This window comes from Chitinophaga sp. 10T418, assembly GCF_056394125.1.
Map to the genome: position 1 here is coordinate 550,482 of NZ_JBFTHG010000001.1, position 18,297 is coordinate 568,778.

Sequence of the window (18,297 nt, forward strand, 5' to 3'; positions counted from 1 at the left end):
ATAAATCCCGGATAATAGCTTTTTGCTTTATGCTTTTTGCCTTCAGCTCAAAAAAATATTTGCATTTTCTGAAAAAAAGTTTCAAATTTGTCTCGCTATGCAAAATATCATTACAAACAAACATTGGTGGTGGCACGGAATCAATTCCTGATCTGTGTTACAGTGCCATGTTTCGTTTAGAAATATATTTGGAAGGCCCGCTGTTACACAGCGGGCCTTCCGCTTTTTCAGCCCTTCCCATTTTAACATAAAACAAACACTTCACCCAATACATCATGCGTACCATCCAAGTAAAAACGAGATCCAAACAGATGCTGGCAGACATTTTCACGCCAGTGGGAATATATCTGCGGTTGCGCGATAAATTCCCGGGTTCTATCCTCCTTGAAAGCACCGACTACAGGGCCAGTGACAACAGTTATTCGTTTATTTGTGTGAAGCCGATTGCAGGTATTGAAGTTACCTCTACCTCACACTTCGAATTCAAGTATCCTAACCTGCCAGTTGAAAAGAAAGAACTGAAGAATAAACAACAGGTACTGGATGAAATGGAGAAGTTTCTCGGCAACTATTCTTTCAGCGGCAACCACCCGGTGCCAATGGCACAGAGCCTCTTCGGCTACACCACCTTCGATGCCGTTCAGTTCTTTGAAACCATCGAATTCAATAAAAAGAAACAGCAGGCGGATAATACCATCCCGTTGATGCGTTACCGCTACTATCAATATGTAATAGCGATCAATCACTTTAAAGATGAACTCTATCTTTGTGAAAACCAGGTAGAAGGCGTTGACAGCGAGTTTGAACTGCTTGAATCACTCATCCGCCACAAAGATTCCCCCGGGTATCCGTTTGCCACTACCGGAGAAGAAGAAAGCAATATGACGGACGCGGAATATATGCAGATGGTAGAACAAGGCAAACAACACTGCTTCCGCGGAGATGTTTTCCAGGTAGTACTTTCCAGAGCTTTCCAGCAATCCTTCAAAGGCGATGAATTCAATGTTTACCGCGCCCTCCGCTCCATCAACCCCTCTCCTTATCTTTTCTTCTTCGATTACGGCGATTATAAATTAATGGGTTCCTCACCGGAAGCGCAGATCGTGATTACGGATGGTAAAGCGACCATTCACCCTATTGCCGGTACTTTCCGCCGTACCGGAGATGATGCACAGGATAAATTACTGGCAGAAAAACTGTTGCAGGATCCGAAAGAAAACGCGGAACACGTGATGCTGGTGGATCTGGCCCGGAATGATCTTAGCAGAAATGCAACGGAGGTAGAAGTAGCTTCTTACAGACAGGTACATTTCTATTCCCACGTTATTCACCTGGTAAGCGAAGTAACCGGAAAGGTAGATCCGAAGCTGAATCCGTTTACCCTCCTGGCATCTTCTTTCCCGGCAGGTACGCTGTCAGGAGCACCGAAATACCGCGCCATGGAAATCATTGATCAGTACGAACCCACTGCACGTGGTTTCTACGGTGGTTGTATAGGCGCTGTTGGTTTCAACGGCAACTTTAACCACGCCATTATGATCCGCTCCATACTCAGCAAGATGAATACACTGTACTATCAGGCCGGCGCCGGCGTGGTAGCTAAATCGGTGGCTTCTTCTGAACTGGAGGAAGTAAACAACAAACTCAATGCGTTAAAACAAGCCATTCTGCTGGCACAAAAAATTTAGTATGAACATCCTCGTCTTTGATAACTACGACTCTTTTACATACAACCTCGTTCACCTCGTGGAAAAAATCATCAACGGTAAAGTAACTGTGGTACGTAATGATGAAATTCCACTGGAAAAAGTAAACGACTACGATAAAATAATTTTATCGCCCGGCCCTGGTATTCCGGAAGAAGCAGGATTATTACTGCCACTCATCAAAGAATACGCACCCACCAAATCCATCTTCGGCGTTTGTTTGGGACAACAGGCCATCGGACAGGCTTTTGGCGCTTCGCTCACTAACCTGAAAGAAGTATATCACGGTGTAGCTACCAACATAAATATCATTAAGGAAGATGGCCGCCTGTTTAAGGGTTTGCCCAGGCAAATACTGGCCGGTCGCTATCACTCCTGGGTAATTGATGAATCCACCCTGCCCGCTGAATTGACCATCACCGCCAAAGATGAAGATGGTTTTATCATGGCTTTGCAGCATAACAAATATGATGTAAGCGGTGTACAATTCCATCCGGAAAGTGTACTTACCCCGGAGGGAGAAAAGATTGTGAGAAACTGGTTAAGCCTGTAATGACAGCCATTCATCCTAACCAATTTCAGTAAAACATCCATCTAACTAACAGCTAACTGCTAAAAGCTAACAGCTAACATGAAAAAGATTCTTAATTACCTCTTCGAACATAAAACCTTTAGCCGCGAAGCTGCTAAAGATATCCTTATCAGCATCTCCAAAGGCATGTATAATGAAAGCGAACTGGCTGCTTTCATGACGGTATACCTCATGCGCAGCATCACCATCGATGAGCTGCTGGGCTTCCGTGATGCATTGCTGGAACTCTGTGTTCCCGTAAATCTGAACGGTTATGATGTACTCGACATCGTAGGTACCGGCGGGGATGCAAAAAATACCTTTAATATTTCTACCTTGTCGTGCTTTGTGGTGGCAGGAGCTGGCGCAAAAGTAGCCAAACACGGTAACTATGGCGTATCTTCTGTCAGTGGTGCTTCCAATGTAATGGAGCTGGTAGGCTACAAATTCAAAAGTGATGATGCCAAACTGAGAACAGAACTGGAAGATTCAGGTATTTGTTTCCTCCATGCACCGCTGTTTCACCCTGCGCTGAAGCATGTTGCCGGTATCCGCCGTCAGCTGGGTATCCGTACGTTCTTTAATATGCTGGGTCCATTGGTAAACCCGGCCCTGGCAAAACATCAGCTGATTGGCGTATATAGCCTGGAAATGGCAAGGGTATACAACTACCTGTTCCAGCAAACAGACAAACAGTTTGTGATTGTTCACAGCCTGGATGGCTACGATGAAATATCACTCACCGCAGATACCAAAGTGATCACCAACAAAGGTGAACAGGACTGGACCCCGGAACAGCTGGGTAAACGTAAAGTACACCAGGAAGATATCTACGGAGGTAATACCACAGAAGAAGCCGCAAAGATCTTTATGAAGATCCTGAAAGGAGAAGGTACCTGGGCACAGAATTCCGTTGTATTTGCTAACGCTGCAATGGGACTGTACAGCCTCGGAAAATATAATTCGTATGAAGATTGTTTCGCCGCCGCGGTAGAATCCCTGGAGTCGGGCAATGCGCATACGGCATTTAAAAAACTGATTGCATTGCAGTCGTAGGAACGTTTATCATGAAGAATATTTTAGCAGAAATAGTTGCTCATAAACACATTGAAGTAGCTGCCCGCAAATTACAGCGCAGCGCGTCGGACCTGCAACAGTCTCCCGGGTTTGCCCGCGAAGCATTATCACTCTGTCAGTTTCTGCAACAGCCGGAAAAGACAGGTATTATCGCGGAATTCAAACGTCGCTCTCCTTCGAAAGGAGTGATTAACGGAAACGTAACGGTACAACAGGTAACAACGGCTTATACCCGCTATGGCGCCTCCGGCTTATCTGTACTTACAGATGAGAAATATTTCGGTGGCTCCTCCGATGACCTGCAACAAGCCCGTAGCTTCAACCAGATCCCTATTCTGCGTAAAGATTTTGTGATAGATGAATACCAGATCCTGGAAGCAAAAGCTATTGGTGCCGATGTGATCCTGCTGATCGCAGAATGCCTGGATGCTGCACAGGTAGCGTACCTGGCAGCATTTGCGCACAACCTGGGACTGGAAGTATTGCTGGAAGTACACAGCGAAGCACAACTGGAAAAAGTAACAGCACATACACACCTGGTAGGTGTGAATAACCGTGACCTGATCACTTTTGAGGTAGACTTTAACCGCTCCTGTGAACTGGCGCCAAAAATCCCGGCCGGTAAAGTGAAAGTAGCAGAAAGCGGTATCAACGATCCCGCTGCGATCGTCACCCTGAAAGCTGCCGGATTCCAGGGCTTCCTGATTGGAGAACATTTCATGAAGCAGGAAGATCCTGCCCGTGCATTCGAAAATTTTGTACAAACACTCCATGACCTGGAACACAAATAATCATCCTATGCGTATAAAAGTTTGCGGCATTACAAGAATAAATGATTTGCAGGCGCTGGTAGCTAACAGCGTGGATTATGCAGGATTTATTTTTTATGAGAAATCACCCCGTTTTGCCGGCAACAAAATAGACGCAAGATCAGTAAGGGAAACAACCGGTATTCAAAAGGTAGGTGTATTCGTAAATGCTTCACAGGAACAGATACAACGCACCATCGCCGATTACGACCTGGACCTGGTACAGTTGCACGGCGATGAAACACCGGAGTTTTGTGCCGCCATCCGGCAAACCATTCCGGTGATCAAAGCTTTTCGTATAGGAGATAACGTTAACTGGAAAACGGAGCTGGCGCCGTTTATTCCTGTAACAGATTATTTCCTTTTTGATACCGCCTCCGTAAAAGGATATGGCGGCACCGGCGAACGCTTTAACTGGGAACTGCTGACTACTTACCCTTTTGACCATCCCTTCTTTTTAAGCGGTGGCATTAGCCCGGATCAGGCAGCAGACATCAGCGAAATACAATTGCCGGCCCTGTTTGCAGTAGATGTGAACAGCAAGTTTGAAGACAGCCCCGGTGTTAAAAACATCGCGTTGGTAGAACATTTTGTAAAACAAATTCATTCATCAATAATAAAATAAGCGGTCATGGATATTGCGATTAATACCGGCAACTCCAGGTATCAGGTGGATAAGAATGGCTATTATGGCAGATTTGGTGGGGCATACATTCCTGAAATGTTATATCCCAATGTTGAGGAATTACAAACCCAATATCTCGGCATACTCAGCGATCCCTCCTTTCAACAGGAGTTTGAAGCCCTGCTGACAGATTACGTAGGCAGACCTTCCCCTTTATATTTCGCTAAACGTTTGTCTGAAAAATATAAAGCAAAAATTTATCTCAAAAGGGAAGACCTGAATCATACAGGCGCACATAAAGTAAACAATACCATCGGCCAGATCCTGCTGGCAAAGCGTTTGGGTAAACACCGTATCATCGCTGAAACCGGCGCCGGACAACACGGCGTAGCTACGGCTACAGTATGTGCACTCATGGGCATGGAATGCGTGGTGTATATGGGCAGCATCGACATTGAAAGACAGGCCCCCAACGTAGCCCGCATGAAAATGCTCGGTGCTACCGTGGTACCTGCTACCAGTGGCAGCCAAACCCTGAAAGACGCTACCAACGAAGCTATACGCGACTGGATCAACAATCCGGTAGATACACATTATATTCTCGGTACCGCTGCCGGTCCGCACCCATACCCTGATATGGTAGCACGTTTCCAGTCGGTGATCAGCGAAGAAATAAAAAAGCAACTGCTGGCTAAAACCGGTAGCGAAGATCCTAACTATGTAGTGGCCTGTATAGGTGGCGGCAGCAATGCAGCCGGCGCTTATTTCCATTACCTGGACCGGGAAAATGTAAAACTGGTAGCGGTAGAAGCAGGTGGTAAAGGTGTACACAGCGGTTTTTCTGCCGCCACTACACAACTGGGTACTATTGGTATTATCCATGCCAGCAAAACCCTGCTCATGCAAACAAAGGATGGTCAGATCGTAGAACCACACTCTATCTCCGCAGGACTGGATTATCCGGGCATCGGACCTATGCACGCCCACCTGTATGAATCAGGCCGCGCAGAGTTCCTGTCTGCTACCGATGACGAAGCCCTCGCTGCTGCCTATGAACTGAGCCTGCTGGAAGGAATTATTCCGGCTATGGAATCAGCACATGCCCTCGCGAAGCTGAAAGACCTGACCCTGAAGGAAGATGATGTGGTGGTAGTATGCCTTTCCGGCCGCGGTGATAAAGACCTGGATACCTATATCCGTCACATGAATAAATAAAATGGATTATGCAAAATCGTATTGATCAACTGTTTGCCAAAAAGCAACACGGCGTTTTAAATATATATTGCACGGCTGGTTTTCCGCAGTTAAATGATACCCTGCCGGTAATGACATCCCTGCAACAGCATGGGGCGGATCTCATTGAACTGGGGATGCCTTTCTCCGATCCCCTGGCCGATGGCCCGGTGATCCAGGACAGCAGCACCAAAGCCCTGCAGAATGGAATGAGCCTGCACACCCTCTTCGATCAGCTGGCTGGTTTCAGGAAGAGTATACACGTACCCGTTATCCTCATGGGTTACTTTAACCCGGTATTAACTTACGGCGTAGAAGCCTTTTGTGCCAAATGTGCGGAAGTAGGTATAGACGGTATCATTGTACCGGACCTGCCCATGGCGGAGTTTGAAAATGAATACAGACCAGTATTTGAGAAATATAACCTGCACCTCATTTTCCTGGTAACACCTGAAACAAGCGAAGCCCGGATCCGGAAAATAGACAGCCTGAGCAAAGGGTTTCTCTATGCCGTATCTTCTTCTTCCACTACGGGGAAAGATAAGGATATGAATGATCAGCAGGCGTATTTTGAGCGACTGAAGAAATTGCAACTCACCAACCCCGTATTAATTGGTTTTGGTATAAAAGATAAAGCTACTTTTGATACGGCTTCGGCGCATGCCAATGGTGCTATTATCGGCACCGCCTTTATTAAAGCCATTGAACACAGCCAGAATATTGACGAAACGGTGAAAACGTTTATTTCGGGAATAATTCAGTAATAACATGAAAACGGTTATCATAAAATACAACGCCGGTAATATTCGCTCAGTGCAGTTTGCACTCGAGCGTTTAGGCGTTAACGGTACTGTTACAGATGATCACGAAGAGATCATGGCAGCCGACAAAGTGATTTTTCCCGGTGTGGGAGAAGCCAGCACGGCCATGCAGTACCTGAAAGAAAGAAAACTGGACAAGGTCATTGCCGGCCTTCAACAGCCTGTACTGGGCATTTGCCTCGGTATGCAGCTGTTGTGCAAACACTCGGAAGAAAACGATACGGACTGCATCGGTGTTTTTGATACGCCCGTGAAGCGCTTTCAGTCGCCAGTGGAAAACCTGCTTAAAATACCGCAGATAGGCTGGAATAATATTACCGGCCTGCATAGCGCGGTGTTTGAACATGTACCCGAAAATGCCTACATGTACTTCGTGCACAGCTATTATGCTGCACTCGGTGCAGATACCGTAGCCATCACCAATTATGTAATTAACTACAGTGCTGCCCTGCAGAAAGATAATTTCTACGCGGTACAGTTTCACCCGGAGAAATCTGCTGAAGCAGGCGCGCGTATTATAGAGAACTTTTTGAACCTTTAAGATGAATATCCGCCAGATCAGTGCAGATGATACCTTGCAGCTTCGCAGGGATGTGATGTATCCTAATGAACCATTATCTGCTGTAAAAGTAGACCATGATGCAGATGGATTACACTTCGGTGTTTTTGATCATGGACAATTGGTAACAGTAGTATCCCTTTTCCTGGGCCGTGACAGTGCCCAGTTTCGTAAACTGGCTACCACGCCGGCTGCACAGGGAAAAGGCTATGGCAAAGCGATACTCACGCACCTCGTTGATATCTGCAAAAAAGAACGAATAAAACTGCTTTGGTGTAATGCCCGTGAAACAGCCGTTAGCTTTTATGATAAGCTGGGCTTCACCACAAAAGGCGATTATTTTATAAAGAGCGGTATCTCCTTCGTTAGGATGGAACTACCGCTGGACCTGAATAATATGACAGCTAAACGTTTCGAAATAATACCCGCCATCGATATCATAGATGGTAAATGTGTAAGGCTCACCCAGGGCGACTATAGCCAGCAGAAAATTTACAACGAACACCCGCTGGAAGTAGCCAAGGAATTTGAAGCCATTGGAGTGAAGCGTCTGCACCTGGTAGACCTTGACGGCGCTAAAAAAGGACAGGTAGTTAATTGGAAAGTGCTGGAGAATATTGTGGGTAAAACCAGCCTGATAACAGATTTTGGCGGCGGTATCAAAACCGGAAAAGATATTGACATCGTGTTCGAATGCGGTGCCGCATTAGCCACCATTGGTAGCGTGGCGGTAAAGCAGCCGGAGTTATTTTTCAGCTGGGTAGCACAGTACGGTGCCGGTAAAATATTTTTAGGCGCCGATGTGAAAGGAGAAAAAATCGCGGTAGGTGGTTGGCTGGAAACAACCGATCTCTCTGTATTTGATTTCCTGGAAAGCAATATTGCACAGGGGGTTACTAATATCTTTTGTACAGATATTGCTAAAGATGGTCTGTTACAGGGCCCGTCTACAGCGCTGTACAAAAAAATTATTGAACGCTTTCCGTCAATTAACTTTGTGGCCAGCGGTGGCGTAAGTAATATTGAAGACGTGGCAGCCTTACAGGAAATAGGCTGTAGCGGCGCTATTATCGGTAAAGCTATCTACGAGGGTAACATCTCTATGGAAGCATTAAAAACATTCCTGTAAATTATTAGCACATGTTGACCAAACGCATCATACCATGCCTGGATATCAAAGACGGACGTACCGTTAAAGGTATCAACTTCGAAAATATCCGCGATGCCGGCGATCCGATTGAACTGGGTGCTTTATATGCCACACAGGGCGCTGATGAACTGGTATTCCTGGATATTACGGCTACGAATGAACGAAGAAAAACACTGGCCGAACTGGTTACCCGCATTGCACGCCATGTGAATATTCCTTTCACTGTAGGTGGTGGAATTTCCTCTGTGGAAGATGTAAATGTACTACTGCAATCAGGCGCGGATAAAATATCCGTAAATACCTCCGCATTCAAAGACCCGGCACTGGTAGACAGGCTGGCCCGTGAATATGGTAGTCAGTGCATTGTGCTGGCCATTGATACCCGTTTCGAAGACGGCGACTGGTACGTGTACCTGAATGGTGGCCGCGTGAAAACAGATGTGAAAGCTTTTGACTGGGCCAAAGAAGCGGTAAACCGCGGCGCTGGTGAAATCCTCCTCACTTCTATGAACAACGATGGCACCAAAAAAGGGTTTGCACTCGATATTACCGCGCAACTGTCTCAAAATCTCAACGTGCCTGTTATCGCCTCCGGTGGCGCAGGTAACATGGAACATTTTGTAGACGTATTTGAAAACGCACAGGCGGATGCTGCACTCGCTGCCAGCATCTTCCACTATAAAGAAATAGAAATACCTGCGCTCAAAACCTTTCTTTACAACAAAGGGGTGAACGTAAGATTTTAGTGATACCTGAAATAAGTTAACATGCAGATAGATTTTCAAAAGTCGTCCGATGGCCTGGTTCCGGCTATTATACAGGATGCCGTGACTTGCAAAGTACTGATGCTGGGCTATATGAACCGCGAAGCACTGGAAAAAACCATGGCGGAAAGTAAGGTGACTTTTTTCAGCCGCTCCAAGAACCGTCTGTGGACAAAAGGAGAGGAAAGCGGTAATTTCCTGATCGTAAAAGACCTGAAGGTAGACTGCGACCAGGATACTATTCTCGTTAAAGCCAGCCCTGTAGGTCCGGTATGTCATACCGGCGCTGATACCTGCTGGGATGAGCAAAATATAAGCAACGATTTCCTGGCTACACTGGAAGGAATTATCGCCGACAGAAAAAACAATCCTACCGATAAATCCTATACTGCCAGCCTTTTTGCACGCGGCATTAATAAGATTGCACAAAAAGTAGGAGAGGAAGCGGTAGAAGTAGTCATCGAAGCCAAAGATAATAATGATGAATTATTTTTAAATGAATCTGCAGATCTCCTCTTCCATTACCTGATTCTTCTTCAGGCGAAAGGGTTCCAGTTGTCAGATGTTATATCGGTGTTAAAACAACGGCATAATAAGTAGTTGGCTCCGCCAACTGTTAAAATTTTTATCCATGATATGGATGATTGTCGGGATTTTATTTCTATTTGTTACAGCATGAATAGTAATTCATAAGCCTGTAAAATAGCATAGATAAAATCACGACAATCATCATAAGCCTGGTCAAAAAAATTTAACAACGGGCGAAGCCCGCCACTCTCTCAGTATAAAATCTCTTCGTATATTACACCCCTCTAACTAATTAAAATAATTMGTAATGAAACAGATTTTCCTGTTAGCCGCTGTAGTGCTGTTTTCCGCAGGAGTGTATGCCCAACAGGTGTCGGGCATTGTGAAGGGAGGCAATGGCAAAACCATATATCTTTTTGATGACCAGGATAATAATCCGGATGATTCAGTAGTGATAAAAAATGAAGAGTTCAGCTTCCGCGTGAAAGGTGGCAAAGAGCCATCCGTGTATGCTTTGATTATGAGAGAAGTGAACTACCCGATGCTGTTTGTAACAGGGGGTAGTGAACCGGTTCATTTTACCACTTCTCTGGCTACCTATCCGATTGCAGCTGCCTTGAAAGGCAATGCCAATACGCAGGCGATGCAGCAGTACCAGAAAGCGTTTGAACCATTGATTAAAAGAGCAGAGGAACTCAATACCACCGCTAAAGAAATTAATCCTGAAGATGAGCCGGGCAAAAATGCTTTCCGCAAAAAGGCGGATGAATTCAGCAAGGATGTGGTAAAAACAGGTAAGGACTTTATCAAAGCACATCCGGCCAGCATTGCCAGTATCTGGTTGTTGATGAATGAATTACGCTCAAGGCTGGAGCCGGAAGAATTCCAGGAACTGTTCAGTTCCCTTGATAAGTCTATACAAAACGGACAATACGGAGAAAGCGTAACCGCCTATATAAAAAGTCTGAAGGCTAACGGCGTAAATGTTGCCGCAGACGACTTTTCCCAGTCAGACACGAAAGGCCAGCCGGTGAAGCTTTCCTCTTTCAGGGGTAAGTATGTGTTGGTAGACTTTTGGGCCAGCTGGTGTGGACCCTGCCGCCAGGAAAATCCGAACGTAGTAAAAGCGTATAACAAATACAAGGATAAGAACTTTACCATCCTGGGCGTTTCCCTGGACGATAACCGCGATCGCTGGTTACGTGCCATCAACCAGGACGGACTCCATTGGACGCAGGTATCTGACCTCCGTGGATGGGGCAACGAAGTGGCCGTACAATACGGTATTCAGTCTATTCCTTCCAATTTCCTGGTAAGTCCGGATGGCAAGATCATTGCCCGTAACCTGCGTGGAGAAGAGCTGGAAGCGAAACTGCAGGAACTGCTGAAATAGCCGCTTATCAAAATCAGGTTGACATTGATCAGCCGATTTTACAAATTTGTTGTTCGTAAAACAAAAACCAATGAAAAAAACGATTGTAGGTATTGCCCTTTTAGTGCCGGCAGTAATATTTGCCCAGGATAAGAAAGGTTCGTCTGCAGGCAAGCCTTATACTATACAGGGAACTGTTTCTCAGCAACAGAACCCGGCTACTGTTTACCTGAGAATGCGTAAGGGTGGCGAGAATTTCGTAGATAGCGCACAAATCAAAGACGGTAAATTCGCTTTTAACGGTTCCCTGGAAGAACCAGGTCTGGCCAGCCTGATGCTGGTACAGAAAGGAACTGAAAAACCGGTATCTATGGGCCGCGATATGCTGGCAGTATTCCTGGATAAAGGTGCGATCACCATCAATACTACAGATTCTATCAGCAAAGCCACTGTAACAGGTTCTAAAGCCAACGATGATTACAAAAAGCTCAATGAACTGCTGAAAGATGTAAACGAGAAAGGTGCTGCACTGCAGAAACAATACCGTGAGCTGGCTAAGAACAAAGACGAAGAGGGTATCAAAAAGCTGGAAGCACAGTATGATGCACTGGACGCAGAAGAGAAGAAAATAGAAAATGACTTTCTGTCTAAAAATACCAATTCCCCTATCTCCATGTTCTTACTGAACCAGGTAGCAGGATATGATCTGAACCCCGCAGAAATTTCTCCGCTGTTCAAGAAATTAAGTAAAGAAGCAAAGAATTCTCCTTCCGGTAAAGAATTCTCCAAGCGCCTGGAATCTGCCCGTAAAACAGCAGTAGGCCAACCAGCGATCGAATTTGCGCAGGCAGATGCAGCAGGCAAAGATATCAGTCTCTCTTCTTTCCGTGGTAAATATGTACTGGTTGATTTCTGGGCCAGCTGGTGCGGTCCCTGCCGCGCTGAAAACCCTAACGTGGTAAAAGCTTACGATCAATTCAAATCCAAAGGCTTCGAAATCCTCGGTGTTTCCCTGGACGATAAGAAAGATAAATGGCTGGCAGCAGTTGAAGCGGATAAGCTCACCTGGACACATGTTTCTGATCTGAAAGGCTGGAAAAATGCAGCAGCTGACCTCTACGGTGTACGCGCCATCCCACAGAACGTGCTGATTGATCCTAAAGGTAAAATAGTAGCTAAGAACCTGCGCGGTGATGAACTCGTTGCCAAACTGGGAGAAATACTGAAATAATTAATGACGTTCGCAGAACGTAATGGAAGGGGATGTATCAATAACGATACATCCCCTTTTTTATCTTCTTCAAAATAAATTTGTTCGATCTACGACAAGTTCGTAGATTTACGAAAGAATCGTAATTAACTATAAAATGATATCATGGAAAAACTGACCCAGCAAGAAGAAACAGCCATGCTGGCTATCTGGAAAGTAGGGAAAGGTTTTGTGAAAGACTTCCTGGAGGCACATCCGGCGCCGGTACCACCATATACTACCCTGGCTTCCACCATTAAAAATCTGGAGAAAAAAGGTTTCCTGGAAAGCCGGAAAATGGGTAACGTATATGAGTATACGCCTTCCATTGAAGAAGCTGCCTATAAGCAAAAGTTCATGAACGGATTTGTAAAAGATTATTTCGAAAACTCATATAAAGAACTGGTATCCTTCTTCGCTAAAGAAAAGAAGATCAGTCCGGATGAGTTAAAAGAAATTATCAACATGATAGAAAAAGGCAAATAATAAACTGTTGGCTATGGTACCTGCTATTTTGATATATCTGCTGAAGGCAAACATCGCACTGACAATGTTTTTTCTCGCTTACCGTTTGGGTTTGCGCCGACTCACCTTCTATACGTTGAACAGGCTGTTCCTGTTGACCGGTATAGCATTCTCTTCGCTGTTCCCTTTTATATCCATAGATACATTTGTGAATAAGCACCAGGTGATTGCAGGAACGGTATTAACCTATGTACCGGATCTTACTGCATGGCAAACGCCTGCACCGGTGTTTACGGTATGGACTGCATTGGTATATATCTTCTGGATAGGGGTATCGGTCATGGCTATACGTTTTTGTATTCAGCTTTTTTCTTTATGGCAAATTCACCGGAAATCGCAACGGGGAACCATTGATGATATTTCTGTGCAACTGTTACAACAACCGGTGAATCCTTTTTCTTTTTTCCGTCATATCTATATTAATCCCTCCCTGCATCAGCCGGAGGAGCTGCCGGCTATCCTGCACCACGAAAAGGTGCACGTAAAGCAATGGCATACTGCCGATGCTTTGCTGGGAGAGGTCAACAATATTTTTTACTGGTTCAATCCCGGCGCATGGCTCATGAAAACGGCCATCCGCGAAAACCTGGAGTTCATAACAGACAGGTACCTGCTGCGGCGGGGCGTGGATAAAACCAGCTACCAGTACAATCTTATTAAAGTTAGTGGGATCCCATATGCGACGGCCATCGCAAACAATTTCAATTTCTCACATCTTAAAAAAAGGATCATCATGATGAACAGCAAAAAGTCATCACGCTATCAGATAGTAAGGTACCTGGTACTGGGCTTGCTGGTAGGAGGAACGGTACTGTCACTGAATTATACTAAAGTACCTGCCGCACTTCACCTGATTAGTATTACCGACACGATACCGCCGGTGTCCGGATATGCGAAAACACCACCCTCATCCGTGAAAAACGTGAAGCTAAAGACGCCGCAGAAGGCAGGTGTAGTGAAGTTCGCGCCACCGGTAATAGTATCAGGTTATAAAACACCCGGGCCGCAAAATGCACCAGTAGTGAAGTTCGCGCCACCGGTAATAGTATCAGGTTATAAAACACCTGCACCGCAAACACTCACCTTTGTAATGACTGGCGGTGTGAAGATGGAGCCTGTTTACGTGGTAAATGGTAAGCAGGTGAGTAAAGCGGAGCTGGATGCCATAAAGCCCAGTGATATTGCCACCATCAATGTGGTGAAAGATCCCACACCTGAAATGAAAGAGAATCTGACAAAGGAGTATGGCCAAAATGCTGGTAACGGAATCGTTTTTGTTCAATTGAAACAACCTTCCAATGTAACAGGCGTTACCATTAGAAGTGGAAAGGCAAATGCTGCAATACCGGACGATGTACTGGTTGTAGTAGATGGCGTACCCCGTTCTAAAGGCAAATCCATCAATGATATTCCACCAAATGATATTGAATCTGTTACTGTGCTCAAAAACGAGGGAGCCACAGCACTTTATGGCGATGCCGGGAAGAATGGCGTTATCCTGGTAACTACTAAAGCTGGCCAGGGCGCAAAAGACGCGGATAAAATTGAAATCCGTATCAATGCTGATTCAACGAAAATGAAATAATATATTTATATCCAATTAAAGCCACGGTTCAACGCCGTGGCTTTTTTTTGACGGTAGCTCACCTGCGTCATCCGCCCTCTTTTATCCTCCCTGAATTTTCAATATCTCCGCAAAATAAATTTGTTTATCTACGATTATTTCGTAGATTTACGAACAAATCGTAGTCTGCTATGGTCCCAGCTATTTTGATATACCTGCTAAAGGCGAATATTGCACTGACGATGTTTTTTCTCGCTTACTATTTTGGTTTGCGCAGGTTAACTTTCTATACGCTGAACAGGGCATTCCTGTTGCTGGGTATTCTATTCTCTTCTTTGTTTCCCTTTATCCCTATAGGCTGGTTTGTGAATAAACATGAAGTCATTGCTGCCTATGTACCCAACTTTACGGCGTGGCAGGTACCTGCAGCATCGTTCACCATATGGTCTGCATTGGTATATATTTTTTGGGTGGGAGTATCGGTCATGGCTATACGTTTTTGCATACAGCTTTTTTCCCTGTGGAAAATTCACCGGAAATCGCAACATGGTAAGATCGATGATATTCCCGTACAACTGTTACAACAACCGGTGAATCCTTTCTCCTTCTTCCATCACATCTATATAAATCCCTCCCTGCATCAACCGGAAGAGTTGCCGGCCATCCTGTACCACGAAAAGGTACACGTGCGGCAATGGCATACTGCTGATACTTTGCTGGGGGAGCTCAACAATATTTTTTACTGGTTCAATCCCGGCGCATGGCTGATGAAAACGGCTATCCGCGAAAACCTGGAGTTCATAACAGACAGGTACCTGCTACAGCAGGGCATGGATAAAACCAGCTATCAATACAACCTTATTAAAGTTAGTGGGATCCCTTATGCGACGGCCATCGCAAACAATTTCAATTTCTCACATCTTAAAAAAAGGATCACCATGATGAACAGCAAGAAATCATCCCGCTACCAGGTAGTACGTTACCTGGTGTTGGGCCTGCTGGTAGGAGGAACAGTATTGTCGCTGAATTATACCAGGGCAACAGCTGTTATGCCGTTTCCCATTGTTAAAGATACGGTGCCACCACCTCCACCTCCGCCACCGCCTCCGCCACCACCACCACCTGGTGTGCCGACGCCACCACCGCCACCACCGAAACCTGGCAGCAAAAAGGTGATTCCACCACCACCACCGCTGCCACCTGCTGGTACTACCCATGCCACCAATCTTCCCGACCATATCACTTTTAGTGACAGATCTATTCCTGATGATGTGGTAGTAGTGGTAGATGGTAAAAAATCTTCCAGGGCGGAAATGAGTAACATACCTCCAAAGGATATAGCAGCTATTGATGTTTTAAAGGGAGGAAAAGCGGTGATCTTCAAAGGAGAGCCGGTGAATAAAAACGTGATCATGATCACCACCAAAGCTGGTAGTACAGCCACTGTTGAAGGTACCAGGGAATATACCATGGAATCAGATTCCATCATCATCAAATAATTCACGCCATCAAATAAACAAAAAGCCACGGTCCGCCACCGTGGCATTTTTGTTTATGCACAACTTTATCGGCCGCCTGCTGTTTATATAGGTGATCAATTTACCTGCATATGTTACAAAAAGGCGAAACTGCTCCTGACTTTACATTAAGCTCCACTCCCGAAAAAACGGTTTCTTTAAAGGAACTGCGCGGGAAAAATGTGATCCTGGCTTTTTACCCGGCCGACTGGAGCCCGGTATGCAGCGACCAGATGGCGTTGTACAATGAAATGCTCAAGTACTTCGAAAAGTATAATGCTGTGATGCTCGGGATTTCCGTAGATGGCGCCTGGTGCCATCATGCTTTTGCCAAAGCCCGGCAACTGCACTTTGATCTGCTGGCCGACTTTGAACCTAAAGGGGCAGTATCACGTTTGTATGGTGTATATGAAAATGGGGTGAGTCAGCGTGCGCTCTTTGTAATAGATGCCAATGGCATTATCCAATGGAGCTATTTATCGCCTATTGGTCAGAATCCAGGTGCCGATGGTATCCTGCAAGCATTGGAAAACATTAAAAACTAACGGTAATGCCTACCCTGATTCCTCCGGTGAATGCACTGGACCATATCCTCGGTGTGCAAAATGCCACCATAGAACTGGTAGAATACGGCGATTTTCAGTGCCCTTACTGCCGGGAAGCTTTCTTTGTAGTAAAACAATTGCAGGAACGCTTTGCCAACCGGCTACGCTTTGTTTTTCGCAATTTCCCGCTCTCAGAATCTCATGAATATGCTATGGATGCCGCATTAGCAGCGGAAGCTGCTGCTAACCAAAACCGGTTCTGGGAAATGCACGATGCGATCTATGACCGGCAGCCTGAACTAAATGAAGCGCTGTTATTAAGACTGGCGGCCGATCTTGAAATAGACCTGCGGAAATTTGCAGATGATATGGACTCGTCCAAATTATTAAGCAGGGTAGAAGCCGACTTCGAAAGTGGTGTTCGCAGTGGCGTAAATGGTACCCCTACTTTTTATCTGAACGGGAAACGTTATAACGGCGACTATAGGGTGCTGTCCTCATTTCTGGAGGACTGAACGTGCACAACGGAAGCCCAGATTGGATAACCCGGATTCAGGCGTGCTTTTCATGCGCGCCGATACCCGGTAACCCCGGCAATATTCATCACTACACATATAGGAACCACCCCTGATCACTCTCTTGGCCTGACCCGGATCATCCGGGTCAAAGCCGGCTGCTGGCCCCAAAGGGTTGTGCACGCCCTTTTCTCCCTGCACATAATAATTGGCATCGTACCAGTCCTCACACCATTCCCATACGTTACCGGACATGTCGTACAACTGGTAACCATTAGGACTATACGATTTTACCGGTGCTGTACCGTAGTAGCCATCGGTTTTAGTATTCTTATAAGGAAAATTGCCATTCCATGTATTGGCTTTGGGTTTGCCGCTGGTCAGCGCTTCATCACCCCATGGATACAACTTCCCGGAGAGGGCGCCACGGGAAGCATATTCCCACTCTGCTTCTGTAGGGAGCCTTTTTCCGGCCCATTTGGCATAAGCCTGTGCATCCAGCCAGGAAACCTGCGTAACGGGCTGATTGCCCCTGTTATCGATGTTGCTGCCGGGACCTTCCGGATGCTTCCAGCTGGTCCCTGGTACAAATGTCCACCATTGGGAAATATCATTGAATGGAACGGCATGATCCGGTGGCGTAAATACCAGTGCACCTGGTGCCATCATCCCTGCCAGTGCACTACTGTCCGGCTCCGGACTACCTGGCGGCATGCTGGCCATTAACTCTTCTTTACTGATAGGTTTTTCGGCGGTGGTAATATAACCGGTAGCTGCTACAAAGTTGGCAAACTCCTGGTTGGTCACTTCATGTTCATCCATCCAGAAACTGGCCACGTCTACGGAGTGCTTGGGATATTCATCTGCCATGCCGGTAGAGTCATCAGCCCCCATGAGGAAGCTGCCGGCAGGTATGAGTACCATCTTATTCAGTGTGTCTTTTTCGGTGCCGGCAGCTCCCTGCCTGCCAGGGCTTCCTGCACAGCTGCTCAGCAGAGCAAGTCCAAGCACCAGGTTTATCTTCAACATGTTATTAACCGTACGTTTAGTCTTTTTTCAAAAATAATATTTAAAAAATGCTTTTCGGCAAATTTTGTCCTTCCCGGGATTATACGGATTTTGATGATTATCAGGTTATTCAAGACAAATAAAAATCGGTATAATCAG

At 45.8% G+C, this 18,297-nt stretch carries 19 protein-coding genes; 18 read left to right on the forward strand and 1 reads right to left on the reverse strand.

Translation table 11 applies throughout. From position 1 onward, the window contains the following. Positions 1-275 precede the first annotated feature (275 nt). The 18 genes from AC1DCV_RS02290 (at position 276) to AC1DCV_RS02375 (ending at position 17,130) form a co-directional block, all read left to right on the forward strand. Complete coding sequence (locus AC1DCV_RS02290) at positions 276-1,688, forward strand: anthranilate synthase component I family protein (protein WP_477021649.1); 1,413 nt, start codon at positions 276-278, stop codon at positions 1,686-1,688. Between the two features lies 1 nt (position 1,689). After that, positions 1,690-2,259: an anthranilate synthase component II gene (locus AC1DCV_RS02295; protein WP_477021650.1), complete on the forward strand. Its 570-nt coding sequence runs from the start codon at positions 1,690-1,692 to the stop codon at positions 2,257-2,259. 78 nt (positions 2,260-2,337) lie between these two features. Further along, on the forward strand, positions 2,338-3,333 hold the full coding sequence (trpD, locus tag AC1DCV_RS02300) for an anthranilate phosphoribosyltransferase (protein WP_441572427.1): 996 nt from the start codon (positions 2,338-2,340) through the stop codon (positions 3,331-3,333). A gap of 11 nt (positions 3,334-3,344) precedes the next feature. Further along, positions 3,345-4,145 (forward strand): indole-3-glycerol phosphate synthase TrpC, encoded by an 801-nt coding sequence (trpC, locus tag AC1DCV_RS02305; RefSeq protein WP_477021651.1) that lies wholly within the window; start codon positions 3,345-3,347, stop codon positions 4,143-4,145. A 7-nt stretch (positions 4,146-4,152) separates the two neighbouring features. Continuing rightward, the gene (locus AC1DCV_RS02310) at positions 4,153-4,788 is read left to right on the forward strand and encodes a phosphoribosylanthranilate isomerase (protein WP_477021652.1); all 636 of its coding nucleotides are present in this window, start codon (positions 4,153-4,155) and stop codon (positions 4,786-4,788) included. A 6-nt stretch (positions 4,789-4,794) separates the two neighbouring features. Then, complete coding sequence (gene trpB / locus AC1DCV_RS02315; protein WP_477021653.1) at positions 4,795-6,003, forward strand: tryptophan synthase subunit beta; 1,209 nt, start codon at positions 4,795-4,797, stop codon at positions 6,001-6,003. An 8-nt stretch (positions 6,004-6,011) separates the two neighbouring features. Beyond that, entirely contained in the window at positions 6,012-6,785 is a 774-nt protein-coding gene (gene trpA / locus AC1DCV_RS02320) for a tryptophan synthase subunit alpha (RefSeq protein WP_477021654.1), read from the forward strand. A 4-nt stretch (positions 6,786-6,789) separates the two neighbouring features. Next, on the forward strand, positions 6,790-7,383 hold the full coding sequence (gene hisH / locus AC1DCV_RS02325) for an imidazole glycerol phosphate synthase subunit HisH (RefSeq protein ID WP_477021655.1): 594 nt from the start codon (positions 6,790-6,792) through the stop codon (positions 7,381-7,383). A gap of 1 nt (position 7,384) precedes the next feature. Beyond that, positions 7,385-8,530 carry a 1-(5-phosphoribosyl)-5-[(5-phosphoribosylamino)methylideneamino]imidazole-4-carboxamide isomerase gene (gene hisA, locus AC1DCV_RS02330; RefSeq protein ID WP_477021656.1) on the forward strand — a complete coding sequence of 382 codons (1,146 nt, stop codon included), beginning with the start codon at positions 7,385-7,387 and terminating at the stop codon, positions 8,528-8,530. Between the two features lie 11 nt (positions 8,531-8,541). Continuing rightward, positions 8,542-9,297 (forward strand): imidazole glycerol phosphate synthase subunit HisF, encoded by a 756-nt coding sequence (hisF, locus tag AC1DCV_RS02335; protein WP_477021657.1) that lies wholly within the window; start codon positions 8,542-8,544, stop codon positions 9,295-9,297. Positions 9,298-9,318: 21 nt separating this feature from the next. Further along, positions 9,319-9,915 (forward strand): bifunctional phosphoribosyl-AMP cyclohydrolase/phosphoribosyl-ATP diphosphatase HisIE, encoded by a 597-nt coding sequence (hisIE, locus tag AC1DCV_RS02340; RefSeq protein WP_477021658.1) that lies wholly within the window; start codon positions 9,319-9,321, stop codon positions 9,913-9,915. A 235-nt stretch (positions 9,916-10,150) separates the two neighbouring features. Continuing rightward, positions 10,151-11,236 carry a redoxin domain-containing protein gene (locus AC1DCV_RS02345; protein ID WP_477021659.1) on the forward strand — a complete coding sequence of 362 codons (1,086 nt, stop codon included), beginning with the start codon at positions 10,151-10,153 and terminating at the stop codon, positions 11,234-11,236. A 70-nt stretch (positions 11,237-11,306) separates the two neighbouring features. Continuing rightward, the gene (locus AC1DCV_RS02350) at positions 11,307-12,446 is read left to right on the forward strand and encodes a redoxin domain-containing protein (RefSeq protein ID WP_477021660.1); all 1,140 of its coding nucleotides are present in this window, start codon (positions 11,307-11,309) and stop codon (positions 12,444-12,446) included. 144 nt (positions 12,447-12,590) lie between these two features. Beyond that, entirely contained in the window at positions 12,591-12,950 is a 360-nt protein-coding gene (locus tag AC1DCV_RS02355; RefSeq protein WP_211971861.1) for a BlaI/MecI/CopY family transcriptional regulator, read from the forward strand. Between the two features lie 13 nt (positions 12,951-12,963). After that, positions 12,964-14,574 carry a M56 family metallopeptidase gene (locus AC1DCV_RS02360; RefSeq protein WP_477021661.1) on the forward strand — a complete coding sequence of 537 codons (1,611 nt, stop codon included), beginning with the start codon at positions 12,964-12,966 and terminating at the stop codon, positions 14,572-14,574. A 170-nt stretch (positions 14,575-14,744) separates the two neighbouring features. Then, complete coding sequence (locus AC1DCV_RS02365; RefSeq protein WP_477021662.1) at positions 14,745-16,052, forward strand: M56 family metallopeptidase; 1,308 nt, start codon at positions 14,745-14,747, stop codon at positions 16,050-16,052. A 110-nt stretch (positions 16,053-16,162) separates the two neighbouring features. After that, on the forward strand, positions 16,163-16,615 hold the full coding sequence (locus AC1DCV_RS02370) for a redoxin domain-containing protein (protein ID WP_477021663.1): 453 nt from the start codon (positions 16,163-16,165) through the stop codon (positions 16,613-16,615). Positions 16,616-16,620: 5 nt separating this feature from the next. Further along, entirely contained in the window at positions 16,621-17,130 is a 510-nt protein-coding gene (locus AC1DCV_RS02375; RefSeq protein ID WP_477021664.1) for a DsbA family protein, read from the forward strand. Here the strand turns inward: AC1DCV_RS02375 and AC1DCV_RS02380 are convergent. Further along, a complete protein-coding gene (locus AC1DCV_RS02380; RefSeq protein ID WP_477021665.1) occupies positions 17,113-18,159 on the reverse strand; it encodes a formylglycine-generating enzyme family protein in 1,047 nt (348 codons plus the stop codon). The genes AC1DCV_RS02375 and AC1DCV_RS02380 overlap by 18 nt on opposite strands. Between the last annotated feature and the right edge of the window lie 138 nt (positions 18,160-18,297).